The following is a 26133-nucleotide window of genomic DNA, read 5'->3' as shown; positions in this document are numbered from 1 at the left end:
CTGACAGTAGACGGCACAACACCCCCGAGGGGTAATAGCGTCCTGGCATTGCACGCTCAGCGAATTGCAAACAAGGACGCCCCTATGTCGGACTTCGACTTAGATTCAACCCTGTTCCCCATCAAGTTCGAGGCGGGCATCTCCCCGGTAATTGTCGAGCCGGATGTGCCAGGCGGAGTCCCGTTGGAAGGCTTGGCCCACAGCGCATTCAAGGATAATGCTCCACAAGTCAGCGCGACCTCGGTACGTATCGACCCTCCGAGGGGGGAGTACCAATCGATATCGGTATACACAGTGGCACTGGATGAGGAAGTCCCGCTGCTGGTTGATGTCATCGTTCCTGACGTTCCTGATGAGCCCATCATCTTCGACCTTGCCGAGTCGCTGTTCGTTGAAGGCATCAATGTTTTCTACTACGTGGTCAAGCGCAGCAGCGGCAACAGCAGTCCATCGACCCACGCCTGGGCGCTTTATCACTATCAGCCACCCGGCGGTAAAAACGTGCCGGGCACTGGCGACCATCCTTTTCTGGCAATCACTCTACCGCCTGAACTGGGCAACCCGCCGCAGATCGGCCGGGACGAGGCCGCCGCCGGGGTAAAGTTGACGCTGGATTACCCGCATGATCATGCCTATGACAAAATTCTCCTGAAGCTTAATGGCCGTCGCTTCACTCATGTGCTCAAACCTGAAGAGCAGGGCAAGCCGATCATCATTACGCTGACCCAAGCCATGTTTGAACAAGCGGGTAACAGCCCTTCGTTCGAAATCCGCTATACCGTGCTCACGCAATTGAACAACCCCACCGAGTACAGCCGTGAGTCCGCTGCGATTGTCGCCAACGTCGACCTCGACCGAGTCGCGTTTCACGCGCCGATTTTCCGTGAGAATCCCAATGACGAAACCGATGATGCGCAGATCATTGATCGCGACGAGCTGGCGGGAAGGCCTCTGTCGGTCATCGTCAATCCGCGATCACCGACCTTTCAGGTGAATGACAGCATCAGTGGCTTGGTCACCGTCACCCCGCCCGGTCATTCGTTTCCGCTTAGCGGCATTATCGAGGCCGATGGCAGTGGGCAACTGCGGCGTTGTGTCATACAGGTGCCGAACAACTTGTTCGTTACCAGCAGCGATGTTTGCGCCTCCTATGTAGTGAAGCGCGGGGGGCTGCTGGTCGGCCAATCGGCCACTGCCACAGCAACCGTTATTGGTTCCGGTCAGTTACCGGGGGACGGATTTATCGGCGAGCCGGAATTTCCGGTCCTGAACGTCAACGGCGCCATCGGCCTCAATCAGTTGATCGAAGGACCTGCCGGCCTGCATAACCCGGTTCGAATCGCCCTGACTTACACCCACGCAGCCGTGGGTGATGCCATCGAACTATTTTTTGTCGGCTACGACACGCTGGATGTCGGCGGTAATCCGGTCACCAAAGCGTCCTATAACCCGCAGCCGCCCTCTGTAATGACTCAGGAAGACCTCACGCGTGGCTACTTCGAGTTCCCAGTGCCGGCGCGACACCACTTCGCGGTGTGCAGCCGGGGCAGTGTCGAGGCCTGGTTAATCGTCAGCAACGCGAGCGGGCCGACGACCTCGCGCAAAAAACGAGTGAATTGCGACGTCAAGAAGCCGGGTGACAGTTGGTGCCCGGAATTTTATTAGCGTTGCCCGCCTGCGAGGCATGTCGCCGCGCTGGACTTTCACAAGGAATGTAATCATGACCATCAAAGAAGTGTCTGTCCCGGCGCTCTCCGAAAATAAGCCGCTGGCGCTCAATGCGCCTACCATCCCAGCCGCGATTGCCAACGGTGGCTTGCGCTGGCAAGACCTCAACGATCCTAAGAGCCCGGTGCGGGTGCAGATTGTCCTGCAGCCCGGCGCCGTGCAACTCAATGACCTCGTCGAGCTGAAGTGGCAGGACCTGCCGGCGAAAAGCACCACGGTCGATGCCAATCATCTGAGCACTGGCGTTATCCCCCTGGATGTCGACCCTGCGGACATCCTCGAACACGCCGACGGATTGCACACCTACCAATATTTTGTCACCGCCGCGATCGGCGGCCAGACCGATTCCTCGCCGCCGGCCACGGTCAAGGTCAAGCGCCTGCTCCCGGGCGGCAATACCGGTGACGATGCCGGCACCGAATACATCAACGAAAATTTGCGCGCGCCCACCGGCATTCCGGCGCTGATCGATGATGTCATCGCCGAACTCGGCATTACCGTGACCGTCGGCGTGTACGACAACATGGCCGTCGGCGACCGCCTCCAGATTGACTGGGGCGGTCTGCGCCTGACCCGCCCGCCACTGACCCTCGCCGAGGTTGGCCAGCCAGTGCACTTCAGGGTGGAAAAGGCCACGCTGATTGCCGCCCCTGGCCGGGTCATCGTGCGCTATGACATCCGTGACGAGGTCAACAACTGGTCGCGCTGGTCGCTGCATGTCACGACCGATGTCGAGGCCGGGGAAAACCTGCTCGTCGCCCCACGTGTGGTGGATGCCGTCAGCGGTATCATCGACCTGGCCGAGTTGGGCAACCGGGATGTCAAGGTGCAAACCCCGGTATACACCGAGCGTATGGAGGCGGGCGATCGGGTGTACCTGTACTGGCTCGGGTACACCGCCGAAGGCTTGGAGGTGAAGGTCGAGCTCGATAGGGAAGTGAAGACCGAAGACATCGGTTGGCCACTTGATTTCGATATTCCCAACGACAAGGTTCGAGCCATTGCCCAAGGCAACGCCGTGGTGCGCTATGAGGTGATTCCACTTGCCGGCACCCTCCGTCGCTCGCGCCGGACTACGGTGGAGGTCATCGGTCAGGTCGAACAACTGCCGGCACCGAGCGTCGACGGGGTCGTGGGCAATGTACTCGACCCGGCCAGCCTGCCGCCGGAAGGCGCCCTGGTGCGCGTCAAAAAGCATGATCTTATCGAGGCCGGCGACACTCTGCTGCTGCTGTTGGACGGCAAGACGGCGAGCGGCGCCAGCCTGCCACACACCCTCCCTGTCCCGGTGACGGGCAGCGGCGCGCAAAACGGCATCGAGCGTCGTGTCTCGCTGATCCACATCACTCCGCTGCAAGGGGGCACGCTCACCGTCAGCTACACCCTGACCAAAAGCGGCGGTGAAACCCTGCCTTCCTATCAATTGCCGCTACAAGTCAAAAGCCTCGGTACCCAACTTCCAAGGCCAACGGTGGATTACGCCCAGGGCGACACCCTGGATCCGGAAGCGGTGCCGGCCGACGGCACCTATATTCGGGTCAACTACAGCATGGAAACTGCCGACCGCATCGATGCCCACTGGGACGGTGTGCTGGACTTCACCGACTGGTTTCAGGTGCCGGCCAACTGGGGCGCAAAGGAGGTGGAATTTCCGGTGGCGAAAAGATACGTCGATCTGAACAGGGATCAAACGGTGAAGGTGTTTTACATCGTGACCCGTGGCGGACAACCGTTGCCGGCGTCGGTGGTACAGCCGCTGCTGATAGGCACGGCCGTGGAGCTGCACGCTCCTCGCATCAAGGAAGCCGACGATAACAGCCTTGATCCGCTCAAGGCCAAGGACGCGTTGACCGCCATTGTCCCCGCCTACGACAACATGGTCGGTACCCAATTAACCGTGACATGGGCAGGTACGCCTGGTGGCGGTAGCCATACCACCGACCCCATCCAGGTGACGACCCAGGGCGAACGCGAAATCCCGCTGCCCAATTCGGTGCTGGCGTTCAATCTGAACAGGCCGGTGACGGTGCATTACACCGTGATCCGCAATGGCTCACCCGAGGATTCCAAATTATTCACTCTGGCGGTGCAACCGATTGCACAGCAGGACCCGGCGATGGGCCGTCCGCGGATCGTGCAGGCGGCCAACGGCGGTGAGGGACCGGAGTTCGACGTCAGTCAGTCGACCAGCGACGCGACCATCAGGATGAACAGCTGGCCGCTGATTGCGCTGCGTCAGTACGTCTGGCTGCGCCTGAGCGGCACCAATAGCGACGGCAGTCCCTGCGCCCAGACGTTCTGGCAGCCACCGAGTTCACAGACCAACCAGAGATGGATCGACCAAGGCTATTACACCCACCCGATTCCACTGGCCACTCTGCAGAATTTGAAGGATGGGAGCGAGTTGACCGTGGAGTTCAAGGCTGGGTTGGGGGGGAGCCAGGCGGAGGCGGATGCGCTGACGTTTCAGGAGATGAGATACACCGTCAAGGCCTTAGTGGCGCTGACTCCGGTAATCACCTCGGTAAAAGGCTTGCTGAGTGGTGAGGAAATTCGTGACAGAGAAGACACGGTCGAGACGAGTGTCGTCCTGAGTGGTACGGCGTCGGCAAGCCAGAAAATCCAGCTCTACAATGGCGCGGCTGTGGTTGGATCAGCGGTCACTGTAAACGCTGACGGTAATTGGACTCGACAAGTAAATGACTTGTCTGCTGTGACATATGTCTATACCGCCAAAGCTTTGTATGGCAACGGGCCGGTTTCAGCTCCACCAAGAGTTTTCAACGTGATAATTCCGGTGTTGGGAGAAAATTTTGAAACTCTTGATGTCGGAGATTACGCCTCTTATATCGATACTCCTGGAATGGAAATAACTGCATCGCCCCCCTCTAAAGTTTTGATTAACCAAGCGTCCGCAGGCTCACCAACGCAAATTCGGGGGAAATTTTTGGTGGCGTCGCTATTTTCCGAGATCAGATTTGAATTTAAATTTAGCTATTCAAAAGTCAGTTTTTATTGCGCTGGAGCAGACTTTGCTAACGTGGTTAATTTTTTTGATCGGGCGGATAATCATTTGGGAAGTGCAAATTTGGAAGTAAATCCTTTTGGGTCTCAGTTGGTTGAATTTAGTGCCGCCAATGTAAAGAAGATGAAAATAACATCGAGCAGAGGCGATACTCTGAGTTTTGATGGTTTCACTTTTTTAATATAGTCAAAGGGGCGGTCTGGCTGATGAGCCAAGGCATCAAGGTCGGCCACTCCCGGCCTCATCAGGCTGGTACGTGCAGGTAAAGCGCTAGGGTGAGGGGCAAATCTCAAGTCGAGCGCGATACTCGAAAATTCACCGATCCAGCTCCTCCACCAACCACGGCAGAAGCTCCTCACACGAGCCTTCAATCTTCAAATCCAGCAGATCATCCGCCCGGGTCTTGCCCAGATTGATCGCCATCAACGGCTTGCCACGCTCGGCAATCACCCGACACAAGCGAAACGCCGAATACGCCATCAACGACGATCCCACCACCAGCAAGCCCGCCGCATTCTCGGCGGCGGCCAGCGCCCGCGCGGCCGTCGGTTGCGCCACGTTCTCACCGAAAAACACCACATCCGGTTTCATCCGCTCACCTGCGCAATGCGGGCACTGCGGTACCTGAAAGCGCGCTTCAAATGCCGGGTCGAGCAAGGTATCGCCATCCGGCGCCTGCACCGCATCAACACCACTCAGGTAGGGATTGTGTGTCTCCATCTGCTGCTGGATCGTGTCGCGCTCGCTGCGCTGCCCGCAATCCAGGCACAGCACTCGATGCAGGCTGCCGTGCAGTTCGATCACATCGTGGCTGCCGGCCTGATCGTGCAAGGTATCGACGTTCTGCGTGATCAAAGCGCTGATCCGGCCACGCTGTTGCAATGTCGCCAGCGCCTCATGCGCGGCATTCGGTCGGGCCTGACGCACGCGCGGCCAGCCGAGCATCGCTCGCGCCCAATAACGCCGGCGTGATTCCGGGGCGGCGAGAAACTCCTGATACATCATCGGCTGCCGTCCACGACGCACGCCGTCGCTGTCGCGATAGTCCGGAATGCCCGAAGGCGTGCTGATGCCGGCGCCGGTCAATATCAGGAATTTATCGTCGACCATGGCCTGCAGCAGCGTATCGAGATGTTCGCGGATCGGGCTATCGAGCATGCTCAGCACTCCAGAATGGGCAGTGCCCGCAGGTTAGCACGCGATCCGCACGGGTTACTTGCGCGCCTCCAGAATCAGATTGAACGGCGTTTGCGTGGCGCGGCGGAACTGCTTGAACCCGGCCTCGACAAAGACTTTGCGCAGGCGCATTTCCCCAGCCTGCGCACCGAGCCCGAGGCCGACTTCCTGGGACAGCGAATTGGGTGTGCAGATAAATGTCGAGGCGGCGTAGAACAGGCGCCCGACCGCGTTGAGATTGTCGTCCAGTTTGTCGTTGGCGAACGGTTCCACCAGCAACACCGTGCCATCGTCCTTCAGCGACTCATAAGCGTGGCGAGCGGCGCCGACCGGGTCGCCCATGTCGTGCAGGCAGTCGAAAAAGCAGATCAGGTCGTAGTCGCCGCCAGGATAGTTTTTCGCCGTGCCCTCAAAAAATCTGGCGCGATTGCCCACGCCGCCTTCTTCGGCCCGTTGCGTGGCCACGGTGACTGACGGCGCGTGGAAGTCGAAGCCGACAAACTGCGATTTGGGGAACGCCTGGGCCATGATCACCGTTGAGGCGCCGTGACCGCAGCCGATGTCGGCAACCTTGGCACCGTGTTCCAGCTTGGCCACCACACCGTCCAAGGCCGGAAGCCATTCGGCAATCAGGTGACCTTTGTAGCCGGGGCGGAAGAAGCGTTCAGTGCCGCTGAACATGCACGGATGGTGATCGCCCCAAGACAAGGCGCCATTGCCGCGCATGGCCTTGACCAGTTTGTCCTTGTCATGGAAAAACGACGCCACCACGCCGAGACCGCCGGCGACGTACACGGGGGATTCCTCCACGGCCAGCGCCAAGGCCTGCTCTTCGGGCAAACGAAACTGACCGTCAGAGTGTTCCATGTAACCGGACGCGGCATGGGCGCTGAGCCATTCGCGCACCAGGCGGGGATTGCAGGTGGTTTTTGCTGCGAGGGCTTCGGGGCTGATCGGTTGGCTGTCGGCCATTGCCCGGTACAGACCGAGTTCTTCGCCGACGATGACATTGGCCAGCATCGCCGCGCCGCCCATGTCGTTGACCAGTTTGCCCATGAATTCGTTGAGCTTCGCCTCATTCATCACGTGTGCTCCTGAAACAGGATCACCGTCCGGCGGCGTTGAATGTCGAGGCAGGCGCCACCGGGCGGTGGTCACGGATTGGGGCAGGGCACAGCAGACGTCCTGCGGCCCCCTCGACTGGGTAATGAATGAGTCTAGCCGGTGTTTTTCTCAGCGTGGCAGCGGCAACTTCAGTTCAGCGCACAACCCGCCACCTTCACGATTGCTCAACAGCAGCGAGCCACCCAGCGCCATTGCCAATTGCTGGGCGATCGCCAGCCCGAGCCCGGTGCCGCCGGTATCGCGATTGCGCGAATTTTCCACGCGATAGAACGGTTCCATTACTTGCGCCAGTTCGGCCTCGGCGATGCCCGGGCCGCGATCGAGGACTTTCACCGACAGGCTGTTGCCCTGCGCTTCGACCTGCAATTGCGCGGCGCCGGCGAATTTCAGGGCGTTGTCGGTCAGGTTCACCAGCACCCGGCGCAGGGCCTGCGGGCGGGTTTCGATTACCGCTTTGCTTTTGCCGCCGAGCTGCACGTCCTTGCCCATGTCCTGATAGTCGAAGACCAGGCTGTCGAGGAACGAGTCGAGATCAGTACGCCGGCTTTCTTCGGTGGCGCCGTGAACGCTGCGGGCGTAAGCCACGCCTTCGCGCACCAGATGCTCGATTTCGCCCAGGTCGCTGCTCAGTTTGTCTTTCTCGACCGAGTCGTCCATGAATTCTGCGCGCAGTTTCATCCGGGTGATCGGCGTTTGCAGGTCGTGGGATATCGCCGCGAGCAGTTGCATGCGTTCTTTCAGGTAGGCGGCGATGCGCGTCTGCATGGCGTTGAACGCCCGTGCCGCGTGGACGACTTCGGTCGGCCCTTGCTCGTCGAGCTTGATCGGGTGAGCGTTGGGGTCGAGGGTTTCCACGGCGTTGGCGAGGCGAGTGAGGGGACGGATGGCGATGCGCACGGCGAGCCAGGTGCAGAGGATCAGCAACGCCAGTTGGCCGAGCAGCACCACCGGCAGCCACGGTGACAGCGGCACCATCGCCGGACGGATATCGATGGTCACCGGGCTGCCGTCGCTCAGGCGCAAGTGGCCTTGGAAATGTTGTCTCGGACCACCGGGAACTTCGGTAAACACGATTGGATAAGTGTCACCGATGGCCGCAGTGATCGAAGCGATCGCGACGGACTTTTCAGCCGAGGTCACCGGCATGCCCGGTTCGCCCTCATTGAGCAGGTAGCCGTAATTGCGCCGGGCCAATCGCGGCAGCCAGGCCTCGCGTTCGGCGGCGGGCAGGCGATCGAGGATCGCCATCGACGTCGAGACGTCGGTTTCGAGGTTGCCGAGCATGGTGCTTTTCGCGCTCTGGTATCGCTCGTAATACTGCGCGCCGAACGACAGGCCCTGCGCGAGAATCAGCCCGATCAGAAAGATCAGCGACAGGCGCGAGGCGAGGGTGCGCGGCCATTGCAGCTTGAGTTTCATGCCGACGCCCCGAGCAGTTCGACCGGCAGCGAAAACACATAACCTTCACTGCGCACGGTCTTGATATAGGCCGGCTCGCGGGCATCGTCCAGCAGGCGTTGACGCAGGCGACTGACCAGCAGATCAATGGAACGGTCGAACAGGTCGGCCTCGCGTCCCTGGGTCAGATTGAGCAGTTGATCGCGGCTGAGCACCCGTTGCGGATGGTCGAGGAACACCCGCAGCAGGCGGTATTCGGCACCGCTGAGGGCAACCATGGTGCCGTCGCTGTCGAGCAGGTGGCGGGCCGAGGTGTCCAGCTGCCAACGACCGAACGCCAGCAGGCGTCCGGCTTCGGTGACCACCAGATTCGGCGGCAACATACGCGTGCGGCGCAATACGGCATTGATCCGCGCCAGCAGCTCGCGGGCGGCGAAAGGTTTGGTCAGGTAATCGTCGGCGCCCATTTCCAGACCGATGATGCGGTCGGTCTCATCGTTGCGCGCGGTGAGCATCAGTACCGGCGTCGCCTTGTGTTTGCCCACGCGCAATTCGCGGCACAGCTGCAGGCCATCGTCGCCGGGCATCATGATGTCGAGCACGATCAGGTCGACGGTGTTGGCGTCAAGGAAGCTGCGCATCTGCCGGCCATCGGCGACCACTGTTGTGCGCAGGCCGTTCTTCTTCAGGTAGTTGCCTACCAGTTCACGGATCTCGCGGTCATCGTCGACGATGAGAATGTGATCGACATGTTCCATCGGTTCAAGCCTCTGTCAAAGGGGGAATGCCGTGCAGTCTATAGCGCCGTGGACCGCACGCCTGCCTGCCTTTGTATTGCAGTGTATCTGCCGCAGCGGCGGATACACACCGACGCAAAATCACGATTTTTTCGGGGTTTTGTATCGCTGTGTATCTACACACTGCATGGATACACAACGAGTGATTCTCGTCCTTTCCTGACACAGACGCGATACCTCGAAGGCCTCAAATAGGCTCCATCGAGGCACACACAGACCGCCTCGGCTCAAACCCACTGAAGCCTTGAGGACTACACCATGAACAACAAATCCGTATTCGCCGCCTGCCTGTTCGCCGCTCTGAACATCTGCACCCTGTCGGCCCACGCCGAGGCTGACGTCAGCCGGCAAACCTACACCTACGGCACGCATCTGGATATCCAGAAAGTGCTGTCGATGACCGAAGACACCTCGGTGACCTGCGGCATCACCGAGGCGCGCATGACCTACCTCGATTCCGCCGGCAAAACCCGCGAGCTGGATTACAGCAAATTCGCTGACGGCTGCAACAACCAGAACTGAGTCATCCCTACTTTTTCTGCAAGGAGTTTTGCCATGAACAACGTCTCGCGCTTTCTGACCGCAGCAGCCTTCGCCTTCACCGGTGCCGCCGCCCACGCCAACAGTGCCTTGGAGCAGAGCAGCTGCGCCAGCAGCACCTGCTTCCAGCTGACCACCGTGGCGAAGGAGGGCAGCGATGCACTGATCGCCGCTGACGGCTCCAGCCGCACGCCGCAGGGGCAGATGGTTGCCGCAGATGGTTCCAGCCGTACACCGCAAGGCCAGATGGTTGCAGCTGATGGTTCCAGCCGTACACCGCAAGGCCAACTGGTCGCGGAAAACGGTGCCAGTCGCACGCCTCAAGGGCAGTTGCTCGACGGCCAGACTGCATGAGCCACGGTGTAAATAAAGCGAGCTAGCGAGGGTACGTTTCCCTCGCTGCCCGGTTGTGTGCCCAGCCCCCATTCCAAGGTGACCCCTTATGTACCTCATCGCATTTCTCGGCGGTCTGCTGACCGTTCTCAGTCCGTGCATCCTGCCGGTGGTTCCGTTTCTATTCGCTGGCGCCAACCGTACCCGCTCCTCGATCTTCCTGACTCTCGCCGGCATGGCGCTGACCTTTGCGCTGATCTCCAGCCTTGCCGTGGTCAGCAGCGAGTGGGTGATCCAGGCCAGCAACACCGGCCGCCACGTCGCCTTGTTCGTCATGGCGCTGTTCGCCTTGTCGCTGATCTCGGCCCGGGTCGGAGACTGGCTGACCAGGCCGTTTGTCGCGCTCGGCAATCGTCTCGATCAGGACACGCGTAAACGTGCCGGACCGATGGGCTCGATCATGCTCGGTGTCGCCACCGGCCTGTTGTGGGCGCCCTGTGCCGGGCCGATCCTTGGGGTGATTCTGACCGGCGCGATGTTGCAAGGCGCCAATGCCCAGACCAGCCTGTTGCTGCTGGCTTACGGCGTCGGCAGTGCCTTGTCGCTGGGCACGTTGATCTTCGCCGGACGCGGTCTGGTCAATCGGCTGAAACCGTCGATCCCGTTCAGCGGCTGGTTGCGCCGTGGTGCCGGGGTTGCGGTGCTTGCTACAGTCGCGGTGATTGCGACGGGCGCCGACAAAACCCTGCTCGCCAGCACCTCTTCGGAAGGCGTGGCCAGCGTTGAGAAAAACGTTCTGGAAAACGTGCCGAAAGTGGTCGACTACTTCGTCAGCAAGGTCCGCGCCGATTCGATGATGGACGAAGCCCAGGGCGCGATGCCGTCGCTGTCGGGCGCTGTGCAGTGGCTCAATTCACCGCAGCTCAGCGCCGAATCCCTGCGCGGCAAAGTGGTGCTGGTGGACTTTTGGACTTACGACTGCATCAACTGCCAGCACACCCTGCCGTACGTCAAAGACTGGGCGAAGAAATACGAGAAGGACGGCCTGGTGGTGATCGGCGTGCACACCCCCGAATACGGCTACGAGCGCATCATCAACAACGTCAAGGATCAGGTGAAAAAACTCGACATCACCTACCCGGTAGCGATCGACAACGACTACGCGATCTGGCGCAACTTCGACAATCAATACTGGCCGGCGCATTACCTGATCGACGCCAAGGGCCAGATGCGTTACAGCCACTTTGGCGAAGGTCGCTATGCCGAGCAGGAGCAGATGATCAAGCAATTGCTGGAAGAGGCGAGAGCACCGGCAGCCTGATCAAAAAAAACCAATGGCTCACAGGTCGCGGACCATGAGCCATTGTTGTTTTTCCCACGCCTGGAAACCCTCCAATAGCTGCCAGCCGCGTTTACGGTAATAGTCGTGTTTGTCTTGCGTGTGCAAGTACAAGCGCGACACCCCACGCTGCTTTGCTGCCTCGCAAATCCCTTCAATCAGCTGCTCCGCCAACCCTTGCCCGCGCGCCTCGGGATCAACGAATACGCAGGCGAGCCATGGGCCGAGATCGGCGCGTTCAGTCAAGTCGTTGCGGGCCAGTGCGGCACCACCGAGCAGGCGTTCACCGTCCATGGCAATCAGGCACGACCATTCACCATTGCTTTGGCCCTCGGCAAATTCGCGCTGCCATTGAGCCAGGGGCTGGTCGGCGTATTCGTAGTGGAATTGTTGGTGAATCCACGCCGCGTAGCGATCGCTGTGTTGCATGTGCGCGGCGAGCCAGTCGAGGTGCAGTGACATCGGTCGAGTCCTTTGCGTGGGCGAGCCCGCATCAGAAACCAATCCCGCGACGCTGGCAATGCGCAAGGTGTATCAGGCGCTTGACAGATTTGCGCCGCTCATCGGCAAAGTGCCGGGTTTAGGGGGCTGGCGGACGATTGACAGGGACGCCGGGCAGTCTCGGCGCGATAGTGACCAAGCACAGTCTGCGCCGCCGACTGTGCATTCTCTCTGCCACGGAGCTCGCTGTCATGAGTACCCCGCTTGATCTCACTGCCCTGAAGGAACGTCAGAAAGTCGCTTGGGCCAGTGGCGACTACGCCGTGATCGGCACCACATTGCAAATCGTTGGGGAAAACCTCGCCGAGGCTTGCGATCTGCGCTGTGATGAACAGGTGTTGGATGTCGCTGCCGGCAACGGCAATGCAACCCTGGCAGCGGCGCGACGCGGGTGTGTAGTGACTTCGACCGATTATGTGGCGGCACTGCTGGAGCGTGGTCAGGATCGCGCCCGGGCCGAACATCTGGAGGTGATTTTTCAGGTGGCCGATGCCGAGGCTTTGCCTTTTCCCGATGAAAGCTACGACGCCGTGTTGTCGACGTTCGGCGTGATGTTCGCGCCTGACCAGGTCACCGCCGCTGCTGAACTGGGGCGGGTCTGTCGTCGCGGCGGACGGATCGGTATGGCGAACTGGACGCCGGAGGGCTTCGTCGGCCAGATGTTCAAGATTCTCGGCCAGCATCTGCCACCGCCAGCGGTTGCACAGCCTCCATCGAACTGGGGCTCGGATGCGTGGCTGCACAAGCATTTCGATGACCGCGATTTTGTCGTGCGCGTGACCCGCAGCCACTTCAATTTCCGCTACCGCTCGGCGGCGCATTTCATTGACATCTTTCGCCACTGGTACGGGCCGGTGCACAAGGCTTTTGCGGTGTTGTCGGCGGAAGCGGGGCAGGCGTTGGAGGATGATTTGACAGAGCTGCTCAATCGCTCGAATCGGGCGGGTGACGCATCGCTGGTGGTGCCGAGTGAGTATCTGGAGGTGGTGATTACCAAGCGGTAGTCCACATCGGATTTCCTGGTCGATGAAGATCTCTGTGGGAGCGAGCCTGCTCGCGAAAGCGGTGTGCCAGTCAACCTTGATGTTGATGGAGCCACCGCATTCGCGAGCAGGCTCGCTCCCACAGGGGGATGTGCTTATTTCAAATGGCCGCGATCAAACCACTCCAGCGCCGTGCGCCAGATGCAGATCCCCAGGAAATAAGCCGACATCAGCAACCACAAGCCCATCACCAGCGGGTTGATCACCGGGTGATTGAGCACCAGTGACAGGCTGCACAACAGCCAGATCGCCGTCACCGCGATATTGATCGGCATGAAACGACGCACGCGAAACGGGTGCAGGAACTTCATCCGCGTCACCGTCAGCAATGCCAGACCGATCACGGTGAGAAAGGTGATCCACGGCCCCGGGCCGATGATGTACAGGCACAGCGCAACCACGTTCCAGGCCGCCGGGAAGCCGACAAAATAGTTGTCCTTGCTCTTCATGTTGACGTTGCAGAAACAGAACAGCGACGACACCAGAATTACCGACACCGTCAGCAACAGGGTGTAATCGGGCAGGGGAATGTAGCGGTAGATAAACAGTGCCGGGATGAATACATAAGTCAGGTAATCGATCACCAGATCGAGGATCGAACCGTCGAAACTCGGCAGCACCGATTGCACATTGACCTTGCGCGCCAGTGCGCCATCGAGGCCGTCGACGATCAGTGCCACGCCCAGCCACATCAGGCAATGAATCGGCTGGTTTTCCAGCAGCGCGAGGGTGGCAAGGAAGGCGGTGACCACGCCGGTCGCGGTAAAACCATGGGCGCCCCATGCTTTCAGCCTGGCGATGTGTACGGTGGATATCACGGGGGCGTTCTCCAGAAAGTGAAGCAAGCCGGGTATCGCCCATCGTCAGAAAGGGCGTCGGCAAACCGGGTCGGGTTGCAGCTATCGACCGGTTTGGCCGGGATAAGGTTCACCACCCTTGAATCTTAGCTGGCCGGCGAAAATTTTCTCGCGTGGCGATTCAATGGTGATCGGGCGTCAGCCCAACGGTGCTGGCGCTATGGCTGCGTCGGTCTATCGTTGCCTGACGCAATCGGGCCGTGGCCTCGGAGGATAACGTCATGAACACCAGCGATTTGCTTGAACAACTGCTGCGAGGCCAGGCCTCGGCGGGACAACAACGCGGGGCTTCGGCCAGTGACGGTTTGGGCGGATTGCTCGGTGGCCTGTTGGGCGGCGGCAGTCAGACCGGAGCGGGCGGCGCGGCTGCTTCGGGTGGCCTCGGCGGCCTGGGTGGTTTGCTCGGTGGCTTGCTCGGCGGTGGCGGCTTGGGAAGCGCCCTCGGTGGCAGCAGCCGAAGCCGTTCCGGGGGCACCAATTACGCCGCACTCGCTTCGCTGGGCATGATGGCCTACCAGGCGTACCAGGCCTGGCAACGCAGCCAGGCCAGCACCGCGCCGCAAGATCTGCCACAAACCGCCGACCTGCTCGCCGGCCCGCAAATCGAAACCCACAGCCACGCGGTACTGCGCGCCCTGATCGCCGCCGCCAAGGCTGACGGCCGCATCGACGACGCAGAAAAGCATCTCATCAGCAGCGAAATCGGCAAACACACCGCCGACCCGCAGTTGCAGCAATGGCTCGACGCCGAAGTCGCCAAACCGCTGGATCCCCGGGAAGTGGCGCAATCCGCTGACGGCGACCCGGCCGTAGCCGCCGAAATGTACCTGGCCAGCGTCATGCTGGTAGACGATCAACAGGACGCCGAACGCAGCTATCTCGATGAGCTGGCCGCAGCCTTGAACATCGATCCCGACTTGCAGGTGCATCTGGAACAGCAGGCGAAAGGGCCAGCTTGAAGCAACGTCAAAAGATCGCAGCCTTCGGCAGCTCCTACCTTTGAAATACGGTGCACCTGTAGGAGCTGCCGAAGGCTGCGATCGTTTGATTTTCAGAGCCAAATGGCATCCCACAAAGGGTAGTCCCCAAGGCGCGCCACCAGACCGGCTCTTACAGGATTCTTGACTACATAGAGCGCAGCGGCTCTAAGATCCTCATCCCGCCTCAAGGCGCGGTCGTAATAGCCTCGCTGCCATAATTGTCCCTGGCGACCATGCCTTCGATTGTATGCCTGGCAACTTCGGGATTTAACGCGACACATCAAATCTGCAAGCGAGCCCTCGTTGAGCTCAACTAGCCAATGCAGATGGTCTGGCATTACGACCCAAGCCAGAGAGGTGGCTAACCCGGCTTCACTGCAACGTCTCAGCTCGTTGACCACCAGCCTCCCGTCGTGCCAATTGGTAAAAACACGCTCACGTCGGTTAACCACAGCGGTCAGCAGATAAACTCTTCCGGTTTCAGAGTATCGGCCTGTTCTCAGACGACAGGCTTTTGCAGCAGCAGGCATTCCATTGCCTCCCTTTCAAGAACTTGAAAAAACCTTAGCGTCTGCACTCTGTTTAGCCAGCCCCAGCCAATTACTGGATGTGTCGTTACAAGCCCCGGCCGCTCCATCCGTCCGGGGCTTTTTTAGCTCGATTGAATTTTTCCGCCGCCGTGTCGCTCTTCTGCATAACAGAACCCGTCTGCCATCGGTGTGCTCATGAACAGGAACCTCGACGATTACAACCGTATGCGTGATTTTTCCGCGACGTCGGAACCGGCCGCAGTCAAGCGCTCGGGCCGTAAGTCGGCCAAGGATCATGCCTTGCAGTTCTGCATCCAGAAGCACGACGCATCGCACCTGCATTACGACTTTCGCCTGGAGCTCGACGGTGCCCTGAAGAGTTGGGCGGTGCCGAAGGGACCGTCACTGGACCCGTCGGTCAAGCGTCTGGCGATTCATGTCGAGGATCATCCGCTCGATTACGCGACGTTCGAAGGCAGCATTCCCGAGGGGCATTACGGCGCCGGTGATGTGATCGTCTGGGATCGCGGCGTGTGGATTCCGCTGGAGGATCCGCACAAGGCCTATGCCAAGGGCCGGCTTAAGTTTGAGTTACAAGGCGAGAAGCTCGGCGGCGTGTGGAATCTGGTGCGTACGCACATGCCGGGCAAGAAAGAACAATGGTTCCTGATCAAGCATCAGGACAACGCCGCGCGCCCGCAGGATGATTTCGACGTCCTGGTCGCCGAGCCCGACAGCGTGCTCAGCGAGCGCACGATCATCAGTAAATCTGCTGCTGCTGCCGATAAAGCCAAACCGGTGAAAAAGGCCCCGGCCAAGCCGCGCAAGCAGGCGTCCGGGCAGCTTACCGGCGCGCGCAAGGCCAAGTTGCCGGCGCTGATTAAGCCGGAACTGGCGACGCTGGTCGACAGCGCGCCCGAAGGGCAGTGGAGCTACGAGATCAAGTTCGACGGCTACCGGATCATGGCGCGGATCGATCACGATGAGGTGCAGCTGTTCACCCGCAATGGCCACGACTGGACGCACAAACTCCCGCAGCAGGCCAAGGCACTGGCGGCGTTGGGTCTGGAATCGGCATGGCTCGACGGTGAAATGGTCGTGGCTAATGAGCAAGGAGTGCCGGATTTTCAGGCGTTACAGAATGCCTTCGATGCCGGGCGCAGCGGCAACATTGTTTATTACCTGTTCGACGTGCCGTATCTGAATGGCGTCGACCTGCGCGATGTGCCGGTGGAAGAACGCCGCGCCGCGCTGAGCACCATCCTCGGTGCGCAGAAAGAATCCTCAACGCTGCGCTTCTCCGAAGCCTTCGAAGAAACCCCGGACGCGCTGCTCAACAGCGCCTGCCAAATGCAGATGGAAGGCCTGATCGGCAAGCGGCTCGGTTCGCCTTATGTATCGCGGCGCAGCGGCGACTGGATCAAGCTCAAATGCAAGCATCGCCAGGAATTCGTCATCGTCGGCTACACCGATCCGAAAGGCGCGCGCAGTGCCTTCGGTGCCTTGCTGCTCGGCCTGCACGACGCTGACAGTGGCGAGTTGCGCTATGCCGGCAAGGTCGGCACCGGGTTCAACGAAACCACGTTGAAAAGCATCCTGGCGCAGCTCAAGCCGTTACAGACCAAAAGCGCGGCAGTGGTCAATCCGCCCAGCGGTTTCGAGGCCAAAGGCGTGCACTGGCTCAAACCCAAACTGCTGGCGGAGGTGGCGTTCGCCGAGATGACCAAGGACGGCTCGGTGCGTCATGCCGTGTTCCATGGTTTGCGCGATGACAAACCGGCCAAGGACATTACCGAGGAGCGAGCGAAGCCTGTGAAAGCTGCCAAGTCCGAAAAGACCGAAAAGACCGAAAAGACCAAAACCGCCGACAAGCAGCCGGCAAAGAAAACCGCCGCCAGCAAAAAAACCGAAACCGCGCCTTCGCAAGCAGGTCTGGCCGGCGGCAAGGTACGCATCACTCACCCCGATCGAGTGATCGATGCGGTCAGCGGCACGACCAAGATGCAACTGGCGCAGTATTACGCCAGCGTTGCCGAACACATCCTGCCGCAACTCAAGGATCGTCCCGTGGCCTTAGTGCGTGCACCGGACGGCATCGCCGGCGAACTGTTCTTCCAGAAGAACGCCGATCGCCTGGCTATCCCCGGTATCACTGCACTGGACAAGGATGTCACCGGCCAGCCAGTGATGATGATCAACAATCCCGAAGCGCTGGTCGGCGCGGTGCAGATGAGCACCGTCGAACTGCACACCTGGAACGCTACAAAGGTGGATCTGGACAAGCCCGATCGCTTCGTCCTCGACCTCGATCCGGATCCGGCGCTGCCATGGAAAAGCATGGTTGAAGCCACCGCGCTGACCCTCACTGTGCTCGACGAGTTGGGTCTCAAAGCCTTCCTGAAAACCAGCGGCGGCAAAGGCATTCACCTGGTGGTGCCATTGACGCGCAAGCATGGCTGGGACGAAGTGAAGGACTTCAGCCACGCCATCGTCAGCCACATGGCCAAGTTGCTGCCGGACCGCATTTCAGCGGTGTCCGGGCCGAAAAACCGCGTCGGCCGGATCTTCATCGATTACCTGCGCAACGGGCTCGGTGCCACCACCATTTGCGCCTACGCCGCACGGGCGCGCGAAGGCATGCCGGTGTCGGTGCCGCTGTACCGAGAGGAAGTCGCTGAAATCAAGGGTGGTAATCACTGGAACATCTACAACGTTCACGAGCGTCTGACCGAAGTCGGCGATGAACCTTGGGCGGACATGAAGAAAACCCGTCAGACCATCACCGCCGAGATGCGCAAACGCGTCGGCATGAAAAAGTGATCAGGTGTCGCGCAGCAAGTCGTGGGCGTTGAGCAGTTCGAAGGCGATTTGCGGGTGGTTTTCCAGGCCCTTGCGAATCGCCGCCGGGATCGCCGCGCGAGTCTTGCGACACAGGCCTGGCAGCTCTTCGATCTGAATGGCGATGCCGCGCATGGTGCGGACTTCGTTGAAACCGGGGGCGACGTCGACACGGATGCCGAGTTGCTCGTACATACGCTGTTGCAGGCGTTTGAGGTCGGCGAGGTCTTTGAGTTGTTCGAGACGTGCCAAGAGGATTTTTTCCTCGGCACGCGTCAGGCGCAGGATGCGCACATCCGCGCCGGGCGTTTCCAGCAACGGTTCGCGCCCGCAGATGCAGGCGCCGGGAGGGCAGGGTGAGCGCAAGGGCACGGTGGTCGTCATGGCCTCCATCATAGAGGCCGTCGGACATGTTTGCCTATGCGCATTCAGCGGCCGTCCATCGGCCGCTGCTTCCCTCGTGACTACTGCTGCACGCCTTCGTATTGCACCAGAATGGCGTTAGCCAGGTCTTCATCACTGGCGTTCAAGCCAGGGTTGGCCTGGCGCACCTGTTGCAGTATCGACTCAAGATAAACCCCACGAATGGCCCCGCCGCTGGCAACGAACGCAGACACGTCGTCACGGGCCGGAATCACCATTTTGTCGTCCTTGAAGGTCGAGTACAGCGACGCGGAGACACCTGCCGAGGTGGCGACGTCACCCGCGTCAACGCGGGCCAGCGCCGATCCGACCGGCAGGCAAAGCATTAAAGAAGAAATCAGGACTAACTTGCGCATGACGTGTTCCTCCACAAGCGCTAAGCAAAAAGGGAAGGGACTACATAACGTCAGAGGTGAACGGCGCGCGGGAGTTCCGTGAGCGGTGAAAAGCCGTGAGTCCGAGTTTTTCACCGCTCAGTCGGTTCAGATCACCCCGCAGGCCATGCGGTCGCCGCCACCGCCCAGTGGCTTGGGCATGTCGGAATGGTTATCGCCGCCGGCGTGAATCATCAGGGCGTGGCCCTTGATCTCGGAAATCTTCTTCAGGCGTGGCGCCAGCACTGGGTAGTTGGCGACACCATCAGCCGTCACATACACCGCCGGCAGATCGCCCAGATGTCCGTCGGCGTAAGGGCCAAGGTGCTTGCCGGTTTTCGCCGGATCGAAGTGTCCGCCAGCCGCCAGTGCCGCGCCTTTCACGCCATCCTTGGTGCCCGCTTCGCAGCTGCCGTTTTCATGGACATGGAAGCCGTGGATGCCGGCCGGCAACGATTTCAGCTCGGGTGTGAACAGCAGGCCATATGGCGTCTCACTGACTGTTACCGAGCCGATCGCCTGCGGCGCGCCGTCGGCGCTGACCAGATTGATTGCGACTTTCTCCGTTGCCGCCTGCGCGGTGCCGATTGCCAGGGTGCCGAGCAGACCAAACCACAGTGCGCGTTTCATAAGCGTTTCCTTCAGCTGCATGAATGTTCGAAGCGCTGGATTGATAGCCTGCCGGGGTTAACCGGCGATGAAGGCATTATCCAGCGGCGCTGCAATGTGTGACCGGGTTCGCGTTTGAAAAGTTTTGCCGGATTCAAGTCGCCGCTGACATCAGCCGATACGCTCTGTGTCGGCAGTTCCCTGCACATAGGCTTAACTGAAATCCGACAAGCGCAATCCAGCGTGCCCACGGGAGATTCCACGGTGTCGATCAAACTGCGTTTGGTGTTGCTGATTGCGACCAGCCTGCTGACGGCGCTGATCGTGAGTCTGGTCAGCTATGTGGGCAATCTGCGGATGGCCACGGCGGTCGGCGATAACACGGTGAGCATGAGCGCGCTGCGCAATCACATGGAAGCGGACATGATGCACGACGCCCTGCGCGCCGATGTCTATTCGGCGATGCTGGTCGGCCTGGGCAAAAGCACCGCCACCGCCACCGAGGTGCGCGATTCGCTCACCGAGCACGCCGGGCATTTTCGTGAAGTGCTGGATGACAACCTGAAGCTGCCAATCAACCCGCAGTTGCGCACGGCGCTGGAGCAGATCAAGCCGAGCCTCGATACCTACATCAAATCCGCCGAGCAGATCGTCGGCGTGGCGCTGGACAATCCGAATGCCGCCCAGCAACAGCTTGGTACTTTCAATAGCGCTTTTACTCAGCTCGAAGAGCAGATGGGCGCACTCAGCGAACTGATCGAAAACAACACCCTGCACACCAGCGAAGGCACTGAAGCGGCCATCCGCCACGCCAATGTCGCGCTGGGAGTGGTGCTGGTCGTCAGTTTGTTGCTGCTGCTGATTCAGGGGCGCTGGGTGATCCTGAGTATCATGGGGCCGCTCAAATCCGCCAGCCGCATCGCTGAAAGCATTGCCCATGGCAATCTCAGCGAACCGATTGTCGAGCCCGCCGGCAAGGACGAAGCCAGCGTGCTGATCCGTACATTGGCGACCATGCAACGTGACTTGCGCAACATGATCGACGTGGTCCGGCGCAACGCCCACGGTGTCAGCGGCATGAGCGAGCAGCTCAGTCAGGGCTGCCATCAGGTCGCCGACAGCAGCCAGCAGCAAAGCGTTGCCGCTGGGACCATGGCGGCCGCCGCCAGTCAGATGACCGCGAGCATCGAAGAAATCACCCGCCACGCCGAACGTGCCCTGAGCATGGCCAATCAGGCGGAAAATCTGGCCAAGGAGGGTGGCGGGGTGATTCATCAAGTGGTCAGCGACATGGACGACATCGCCCGCTCGGCACAGCAGTCGGCGCAGGTGATCCGCACGCTGGATCAGGAGTCCGAGGCGATCTTCAACATCATTCAGGTGATCAAGAGCATCGCCGACCAGACCAACCTGCTGGCCCTCAACGCCGCGATCGAGGCGGCGCGGGCAGGAGAGCAGGGCCGTGGCTTTGCCGTGGTCGCGGATGAAGTGCGCAGTCTGGCCGCACGCACCAGCGCCTCGACCCAGGAAATTGCCGCAATGGTCGCACGCATCCAGAACAGCACGCGCGAGGCGGTCAGCAGCATGGAGGCCGGCGTGGCGCAGGTCGACAAGGGCATGGCGGTGACGGCGGAAGTCGAGCGGGCGATTCGCGAGATCCTCGACGCCACGCTGAACACCACGCAACTGGTCAACGACATCACCCGCACGATTGGCGAACAGAGCCAGGCCAGTAATGAGATCGCCCATCAGGTGGAGATGATTGCCGGGATGAGCGAGGGCAACAGTCGGGTGATCGGGCAAACGGCGACGACCACCGATGAATTGTCGAATCTGGCGGGGCAGCTGGCGCGGTCGGTGGATCGGTTTCGGTTGTGATAGCGGTAGGACTGGTGTCTATCACGGCCTTATCGCTGGCAAGCCAGCTCCCACAGGGTTTGATGTTGTGAATGCAACGGTGTGTACACCATCATCCACTGTGGGAGCGGGCTTGCCCGCGATGAGGCCAGCTCGGGCAACACTGAATCAGGCCAATGTTCCCTTAATCAAAACCTGAACGCCTGTCGTCCCACCAACAACCATTTCCCACCCTGTTTCTGCCAGATCTGGAAATTTTCGATCTCGGTCGGAATCACCTCAGTCCCCTTCAACGCCTGCGCGGAGAAGTGGTGGCGCACCAATGCGGTATCGCCGGACATCGTGATGGTCTGCTTCTGCATTTCGAGGGTCTTGAATGCGCTGCGGCCGGTTTCGATGTCGGCGATGAATTCCTGCTTGTCCTGAATCTTGCCGCTGGAGTGGCCGTAGGTCAGGTTCGGCGCGGTCAGAGCGTTCAACTCGGCGATGTCTTTATGCAGCATCGCCTGAGTCAGGTGATCAACTGCTTGAGCAACGTCCTTTTCCGCTGGGGCAGGGGCGGCCATGGCGCAGGCGCTGAAGGCGCAGAACAAACCGATGAGGAGGCGGGATTTGGTCATGTTGTTTCCTTGTTGTTATTGGGTCGGGATGACTGGCGTTGTTCATCAGTCATCGTACAACGTAGCAGGTTATTTTCTGCTTGAACAACGAGCCGTTCGCACTGATTTATCAAGTTGCGATGGGTATCTGGCAAAAAACTTTGCAGGCCAATGCCTGATCACGGTCATGTTTGGTGGCCCATGGCCGATAAGCCCCAGAGCGGAAAAAGACTTTCAAGTCGGGAACAGACGCGCGGGTTCGCCCTGACGTGATATTCTCCGCGCCAAATTTGCTTTGACCTAATTCGGTTGGCTGGCCTTTCGGGCGGGCCGACGGGATCCCTGTCGCTCAAGCAGCTGAAGCCAATAACGATAAGAAGTCAGTTCAGAAGGGACATTAACTGAGGTCGATGCCACATGTCGGCCTTGTGTGCCCACCCGTCAATATTGAAGTGTGCCGGATTGCGCGACGCCAGCCTGAGCGTCAACAAAGCGCAACGCAGACTGATAACAACGACGGGCGGAAGGCGTTTTATCATAGGTGCAACAGATGTTTAAGAAAGTGAACACAGCCTTGCTCGGTCTGGCTTTGGCGATGGGGATGTCGTCTGCCAATGCTGCCGAAGCCAAGAAAGTTGATGTCCTGCTGATCGGCGGCGGCATCATGAGCACCACCTTGGGTGTGTGGATCAATGAGCTGGAACCGACCTGGTCGATGGAAATGGTCGAGCGCCTCGATGGCGTCGCCCTGGAAAGCTCCAACGGCTGGAACAACGCCGGTACCGGTCACTCGGCCCTCGCCGAGCTGAACTACACCCCGGAAGACGACAAGGGCAACGTAACGATCCCGAAAGCTGTCGAGATCAACGAAGCGTTCCAGGTTTCCCGTCAGTTCTGGGCGTGGCAGGTTCAGCAGGGCGTGCTGAAGAACCCTCGTTCGTTCATCAACACCACACCGCACATGAGCTTCGTGTGGGGCGATGACAACATCAAGTTCCTGAAAAAGCGCTACGAAGCGCTGCAGGCGAGCCCGCTTTTCGCCGGCATGCAGTACTCCGAAGATCCGGCTGTGATCAAGAAGTGGGTACCGCTGATGATGGAAGGGCGTGACCCGAACCAGAAAATCGCGGCCACCTGGAGCCCGCTGGGTACTGACATGAACTTCGGCGAAATCACCCGCCAGTTCGCCGCTCACCTGCAAACCAAACCCAACTTCGATCTGAAACTGTCGAGCGAAGTCGAAGACATCACCAAGAACGCCGATGGCACCTGGCGTGTGAGCTACAAAAACCTCAAAGACGGTACCAAGACCGAAACCGACGCCAAGTTCGTGTTCATCGGCGCTGGCGGCGGTGCTCTGCACCTGCTGCAGAAGTCGGGCATTCCTGAAGCCAAGGAATACGCAGGCTTCCCGGTTGGTGGCTCGTTCCTGGTAACCGAGAACCCGACGATTGCCGAGCAGCACCTGGCCAAGGCCTACGGTAAAGCTTCGGTTGGCGCGCCACCGATGTCGGTTCCGCACCTGGACACCCGTGTTCTGGATGGCAAGCGCGTCATTCTGTTTGGCCCGTTCGCGACCTTCAGCACCAAGTTCCTCAAGGAAGGTTCGTACTTCGACCTGCTGACCAGCACCACAACCCACAACATCTGGCCAATGACCAAGGTCGGCATCAAGGAATACCCGCTGGTCGAGTACCTTGCCGGTCAGTTGATGCTGTCGGATGAAGACCGTCTGAACGCGCTGAAGGAGTACTTCCCGAACGCCAAGGCCGAAGACTGGCGCCTGTGGCAAGCCGGCCAGCGCGTGCAAATCATCAAGCGTGATGAAGCCGCTGGCGGCGTGCTGAAACTGGGCACCGAGATCGTTGCTTCGCAAGACGGCTCGATCGCCGGCCTGCTGGGCGCATCGCCGGGCGCGTCGACCGCTGCACCGATCATGCTGAGCGTGCTGCAGAAAGTCTTCAAAGACAAAGTCGCATCCCCTGAGTGGCAGACCAAGCTGCACCAGATCGTGCCGAGCTACGGCACCCAGCTGAACAGCGATCCGGCCAAAGTGGCTGCAGAGTGGGCTTACACCGCGAAAATCCTCGAACTGCCGACGCCTCCAGCGATCGGTCAGGTAGCTGCTCCGGCGGCACCTGCGGCTGACAAAGCCGTAGCGCCGAAGGAAAACGCTGCACGTGACATGGCTCTGTAAGCAGAACCCTGACACACAAAACCCACTGAACCGGCGACGGTCAGTGGGTTTTTTTATGCAGGGTGGATTCAGGCTTTTGCAGACGCGAGATAAGCACCGAGTCGCCGACCCATTTCTTCCCCCAGTGCCTGCAACCCGCTCAGCGGCCGCACCATCACTTCGAACTCGACAATCTTGCCGTGCTCATCGAAGCGAATCATGTCGATGCCTTTGAGTTCCTTGCTGCCGATCCTGGCGCTGAATTCGAGAATCACGTTCAGGCCATCCGCCGTCGCCAACTCGCGGTGATAGGCGAAATCTTCAAAGACTTCGAACACGGTGTTGAGGATCATCGCCACCACCGGCGCGCCGGGGTAGGGCGTGTGGGCCATGGGCGAGCGGAACACAGCTTGCGGATCGAGCAGTTCAGGCAGGGCTTTGAGATTGCCGCTGCGGATCATCTCGTGCCAGCGCGCGAGGGATGCGGCGACGTTGGGCTGCAAGGCGAGGTCGGGCATGGTCACTCCGGTTTTTATTGTTGTCGGTCGGCAATGACTGTAGATCAACCGGGCCGAAAGTGAATCCCCAAGTCTCAGCCTGAATATCTGTTCATGCCCGAAGCGGATCAGATGCGCATCTGATCCGTATTTTTCTGTTTCATCTGCCTCTGTATTCAGTACAGCCACAGGCTCAGAATGCCCCGGCAGTGCGGCCAATCACCCTCCGACCTCATTCCGAAGCGTCCGGTGCACCGCACACCCGCATCAAGGAGCGCGACATGTACAAGATGGCAATTTTTCTCGGCGGTTTTCTGACCTTGACCATTCTGATTGGCGTGCTGGCGACGATCTCTCCAGTCTGATCCGCGCGCTTTTTTTCGAACTCCGCCGTTCTCCTGCTTTCAGTTGCAGAACAGGGCCAGCACGCGCCCGTCACTGACAGTTCGAGGAGTGAAACATGCGTACGACAACCTCACAGGGACGTTGGGTTCCTATCGGTTTGATGGTCGCCGCATTGGCCGGTTGCGCCATGAGCAACACCGATTCGCCGGTGCAGACGCCTGGCCAGGCCAAGGCCTCCGATACTGAAATGCTTGAAGTCGGCGCGCAGTGGTTGCAGGACAAGCCGCCAATCCGCGCGTTGAACATGTACCTTGATGGCTTTCATTTTTACAACGGTCATCCCGGCGCGCAGATGGAAGCGCACCACTACTGCTCGGCGCTCAACGAAGAAGTGTTCCAGTGCGTGATCTACGACGGCAACACCGCTGAAGCGAAGTTGATGGGCGTGGAATACATCATCAGCCAGCGCCTGTTCACGCAATTGCCGGCAAAAGAGAAAGCCTTGTGGCACAGCCACGCTCACGAAGTCAGTTCTGGCCAGTTGGTCGCGCCGGGCATCCCGCAAGTGGCAGAAACGCGCTTGATGGAAAAACTCGCCAATACCTACGGCAAAACCTGGCACACCTGGCACACCGATCAGGACAAGCAACTGCCGCTGGGCGTGCCGCAGCTGATGATGGGCTTTACCGCTGACGGTCAGGCCGATGCGCAAATGGTCCGCCAGCGCGATCAGCGTCTGGGCATTGATAGCGCCGAAAAGAAAAAGGCCCGCGCCGAGATCAAACCGGCGCCTGTCGCAACGGGGGCTGATGCGTGGCAGAAGGGCAACGCCGTGCAGCTCAACGACCCGACCGGGCATCAGCACGTCACGCCGCGCTCGGCCACCTCTGGCGATGAAAATGCCCGGAGCGGCAGTCAGCCTTAGCTTTGGACAGTAGCTGGAAATGGTGTTGTCTGTACCGGCGTCATCGCGAGCAGGCTCACTCCTACATTTGAAATGCGTTCCCCCTGTAGGAGTGAGCCTGCTCGCGATGGCGTCCGTC

23 protein-coding genes and 1 pseudogene are annotated in these 26133 nt (G+C 59.9%); 12 read left to right on the top strand and 12 right to left on the bottom strand.

The features are described 5' to 3' along the window. Positions 1-84: 84 nt before the first annotated feature. Both KVG87_RS03435 and KVG87_RS03430 read left to right on the top strand, forming a co-directional pair. A complete protein-coding gene (locus tag KVG87_RS03435; protein ID WP_217849267.1) occupies positions 85-1665 on the top strand; it encodes a hypothetical protein in 1581 nt (526 codons plus the stop codon). A 55-nt stretch (positions 1666-1720) separates the two neighbouring features. Next, positions 1721-4939 (top strand): hypothetical protein, encoded by a 3219-nt coding sequence (locus KVG87_RS03430; RefSeq protein ID WP_217849265.1) that lies wholly within the window; start codon positions 1721-1723, stop codon positions 4937-4939. Positions 4940-5068: 129 nt separating this feature from the next. Here KVG87_RS03430 and KVG87_RS03425 read toward each other — a convergent pair whose 3' ends face one another. The 4 genes from KVG87_RS03425 to KVG87_RS03410 form a co-directional block, all read right to left on the bottom strand. Then, positions 5069-5911: an NAD-dependent protein deacetylase gene (locus tag KVG87_RS03425; protein ID WP_217849263.1), complete on the bottom strand. Its 843-nt coding sequence runs from the start codon at positions 5909-5911 to the stop codon at positions 5069-5071. Positions 5912-5965: 54 nt separating this feature from the next. Beyond that, positions 5966-7012 carry a class I SAM-dependent methyltransferase gene (locus tag KVG87_RS03420; protein WP_217849262.1) on the bottom strand — a complete coding sequence of 349 codons (1047 nt, stop codon included), beginning with the start codon at positions 7010-7012 and terminating at the stop codon, positions 5966-5968. A gap of 150 nt (positions 7013-7162) precedes the next feature. Further along, the gene (locus tag KVG87_RS03415) at positions 7163-8473 is read right to left on the bottom strand and encodes an ATP-binding protein (RefSeq protein WP_056789126.1); all 1311 of its coding nucleotides are present in this window, start codon (positions 8471-8473) and stop codon (positions 7163-7165) included. After that, entirely contained in the window at positions 8470-9210 is a 741-nt protein-coding gene (locus KVG87_RS03410; RefSeq protein ID WP_039762337.1) for a response regulator, read from the bottom strand. Before KVG87_RS03410 ends, KVG87_RS03415 begins: the two co-directional genes overlap by 4 nt. 297 nt (positions 9211-9507) lie before the next feature. On the opposite strand from KVG87_RS03410, the gene KVG87_RS03405 reads away from it, so the two are divergent. From KVG87_RS03405 to KVG87_RS03395, 3 genes are all read left to right on the top strand, one after another. Beyond that, complete coding sequence (locus KVG87_RS03405; RefSeq protein WP_016775158.1) at positions 9508-9771, top strand: DUF2790 domain-containing protein; 264 nt, start codon at positions 9508-9510, stop codon at positions 9769-9771. A gap of 33 nt (positions 9772-9804) precedes the next feature. Beyond that, a complete protein-coding gene (locus tag KVG87_RS03400; RefSeq protein WP_056789129.1) occupies positions 9805-10143 on the top strand; it encodes a hypothetical protein in 339 nt (112 codons plus the stop codon). Positions 10144-10231: 88 nt separating this feature from the next. Further along, positions 10232-11443, top strand: coding sequence for a cytochrome c biogenesis protein DipZ (locus tag KVG87_RS03395; RefSeq protein ID WP_217849260.1), 1212 nt, complete (start codon positions 10232-10234; stop codon positions 11441-11443). 18 nt (positions 11444-11461) lie between these two features. Here KVG87_RS03395 and KVG87_RS03390 read toward each other — a convergent pair whose 3' ends face one another. Continuing rightward, positions 11462-11923: a GNAT family N-acetyltransferase gene (locus KVG87_RS03390; protein WP_217849258.1), complete on the bottom strand. Its 462-nt coding sequence runs from the start codon at positions 11921-11923 to the stop codon at positions 11462-11464. 230 nt (positions 11924-12153) lie between these two features. Between KVG87_RS03390 and KVG87_RS03385 the strand changes: the two genes are divergently transcribed. Beyond that, positions 12154-12966 (top strand): class I SAM-dependent methyltransferase, encoded by an 813-nt coding sequence (locus KVG87_RS03385; protein WP_076563415.1) that lies wholly within the window; start codon positions 12154-12156, stop codon positions 12964-12966. Positions 12967-13100: 134 nt separating this feature from the next. Here the strand turns inward: KVG87_RS03385 and pcsA are convergent, their stop codons facing one another. Beyond that, on the bottom strand, positions 13101-13823 hold the full coding sequence (gene pcsA / locus KVG87_RS03380) for a phosphatidylcholine synthase (RefSeq protein WP_039762346.1): 723 nt from the start codon (positions 13821-13823) through the stop codon (positions 13101-13103). A gap of 260 nt (positions 13824-14083) precedes the next feature. Between pcsA and KVG87_RS03375 the strand changes: the two genes are divergently transcribed. Beyond that, positions 14084-14821 (top strand): tellurite resistance TerB family protein, encoded by a 738-nt coding sequence (locus KVG87_RS03375; RefSeq protein ID WP_217849256.1) that lies wholly within the window; start codon positions 14084-14086, stop codon positions 14819-14821. A gap of 92 nt (positions 14822-14913) precedes the next feature. Here KVG87_RS03375 and KVG87_RS03370 read toward each other — a convergent pair whose 3' ends face one another. After that, on the bottom strand, positions 14914-15372 hold the full coding sequence (locus tag KVG87_RS03370; RefSeq protein WP_130900459.1) for an REP-associated tyrosine transposase: 459 nt from the start codon (positions 15370-15372) through the stop codon (positions 14914-14916). A 195-nt stretch (positions 15373-15567) separates the two neighbouring features. On the opposite strand from KVG87_RS03370, the gene ligD reads away from it, so the two are divergent. Continuing rightward, the gene (gene ligD, locus KVG87_RS03365) at positions 15568-18192 is read left to right on the top strand and encodes a DNA ligase D (RefSeq protein WP_217849253.1); all 2625 of its coding nucleotides are present in this window, start codon (positions 15568-15570) and stop codon (positions 18190-18192) included. On the opposite strand, the gene KVG87_RS03360 is transcribed toward ligD, so the two are convergent. The 3 genes from KVG87_RS03360 to sodC all read right to left on the bottom strand — a co-directional run bounded on the left by KVG87_RS03360 (position 18193) and on the right by sodC (position 19637). After that, entirely contained in the window at positions 18193-18594 is a 402-nt protein-coding gene (locus tag KVG87_RS03360) for a hypothetical protein (protein WP_172833998.1), read from the bottom strand. A gap of 80 nt (positions 18595-18674) precedes the next feature. Then, positions 18675-18989 carry a DUF2388 domain-containing protein gene (locus KVG87_RS03355; protein WP_217849251.1) on the bottom strand — a complete coding sequence of 105 codons (315 nt, stop codon included), beginning with the start codon at positions 18987-18989 and terminating at the stop codon, positions 18675-18677. A 126-nt stretch (positions 18990-19115) separates the two neighbouring features. After that, a complete protein-coding gene (sodC, locus tag KVG87_RS03350; RefSeq protein ID WP_042609346.1) occupies positions 19116-19637 on the bottom strand; it encodes a superoxide dismutase family protein in 522 nt (173 codons plus the stop codon). Positions 19638-19859: 222 nt separating this feature from the next. On the opposite strand from sodC, the pseudogene KVG87_RS26195 reads away from it, so the two are divergent. Together KVG87_RS26195 and KVG87_RS26190 are read left to right on the top strand one after the other, a co-directional pair. Further along, a pseudogene (locus KVG87_RS26195) lies at positions 19860-20636 on the top strand (MCP four helix bundle domain-containing protein); the annotation flags it as partial. Continuing rightward, positions 20631-21494: a methyl-accepting chemotaxis protein gene (locus KVG87_RS26190; protein ID WP_418952311.1), complete on the top strand. Its 864-nt coding sequence runs from the start codon at positions 20631-20633 to the stop codon at positions 21492-21494. The pseudogene KVG87_RS26195 and the gene KVG87_RS26190, both read left to right, overlap by 6 nt. A 167-nt stretch (positions 21495-21661) precedes the next feature. Here the strand turns inward: KVG87_RS26190 and KVG87_RS03340 are convergent, their stop codons facing one another. Beyond that, positions 21662-22093: a nuclear transport factor 2 family protein gene (locus KVG87_RS03340; protein ID WP_110645575.1), complete on the bottom strand. Its 432-nt coding sequence runs from the start codon at positions 22091-22093 to the stop codon at positions 21662-21664. A 529-nt stretch (positions 22094-22622) separates the two neighbouring features. On the opposite strand from KVG87_RS03340, the gene mqo reads away from it, so the two are divergent. Further along, on the top strand, positions 22623-24269 hold the full coding sequence (gene mqo / locus KVG87_RS03335) for a malate dehydrogenase (quinone) (RefSeq protein ID WP_217849246.1): 1647 nt from the start codon (positions 22623-22625) through the stop codon (positions 24267-24269). A gap of 68 nt (positions 24270-24337) precedes the next feature. On the opposite strand, the gene KVG87_RS03330 is transcribed toward mqo, so the two are convergent. Beyond that, positions 24338-24766, bottom strand: a complete 429-nt coding sequence (locus KVG87_RS03330) for a nuclear transport factor 2 family protein (protein ID WP_217849244.1) — start codon at positions 24764-24766, stop codon at positions 24338-24340. A 439-nt stretch (positions 24767-25205) separates the two neighbouring features. On the opposite strand from KVG87_RS03330, the gene KVG87_RS03325 reads away from it, so the two are divergent. Beyond that, on the top strand, positions 25206-26015 hold the full coding sequence (locus KVG87_RS03325; protein ID WP_217849241.1) for an OBAP family protein: 810 nt from the start codon (positions 25206-25208) through the stop codon (positions 26013-26015). Positions 26016-26133 lie beyond the last annotated feature (118 nt).

The organism is Pseudomonas siliginis (assembly GCF_019145195.1).
In the GTDB taxonomy this organism is placed as follows: domain Bacteria; phylum Pseudomonadota; class Gammaproteobacteria; order Pseudomonadales; family Pseudomonadaceae; genus Aquipseudomonas; species Aquipseudomonas siliginis.
This window is presented reverse-complemented; position numbering and strand designations above follow the sequence as displayed.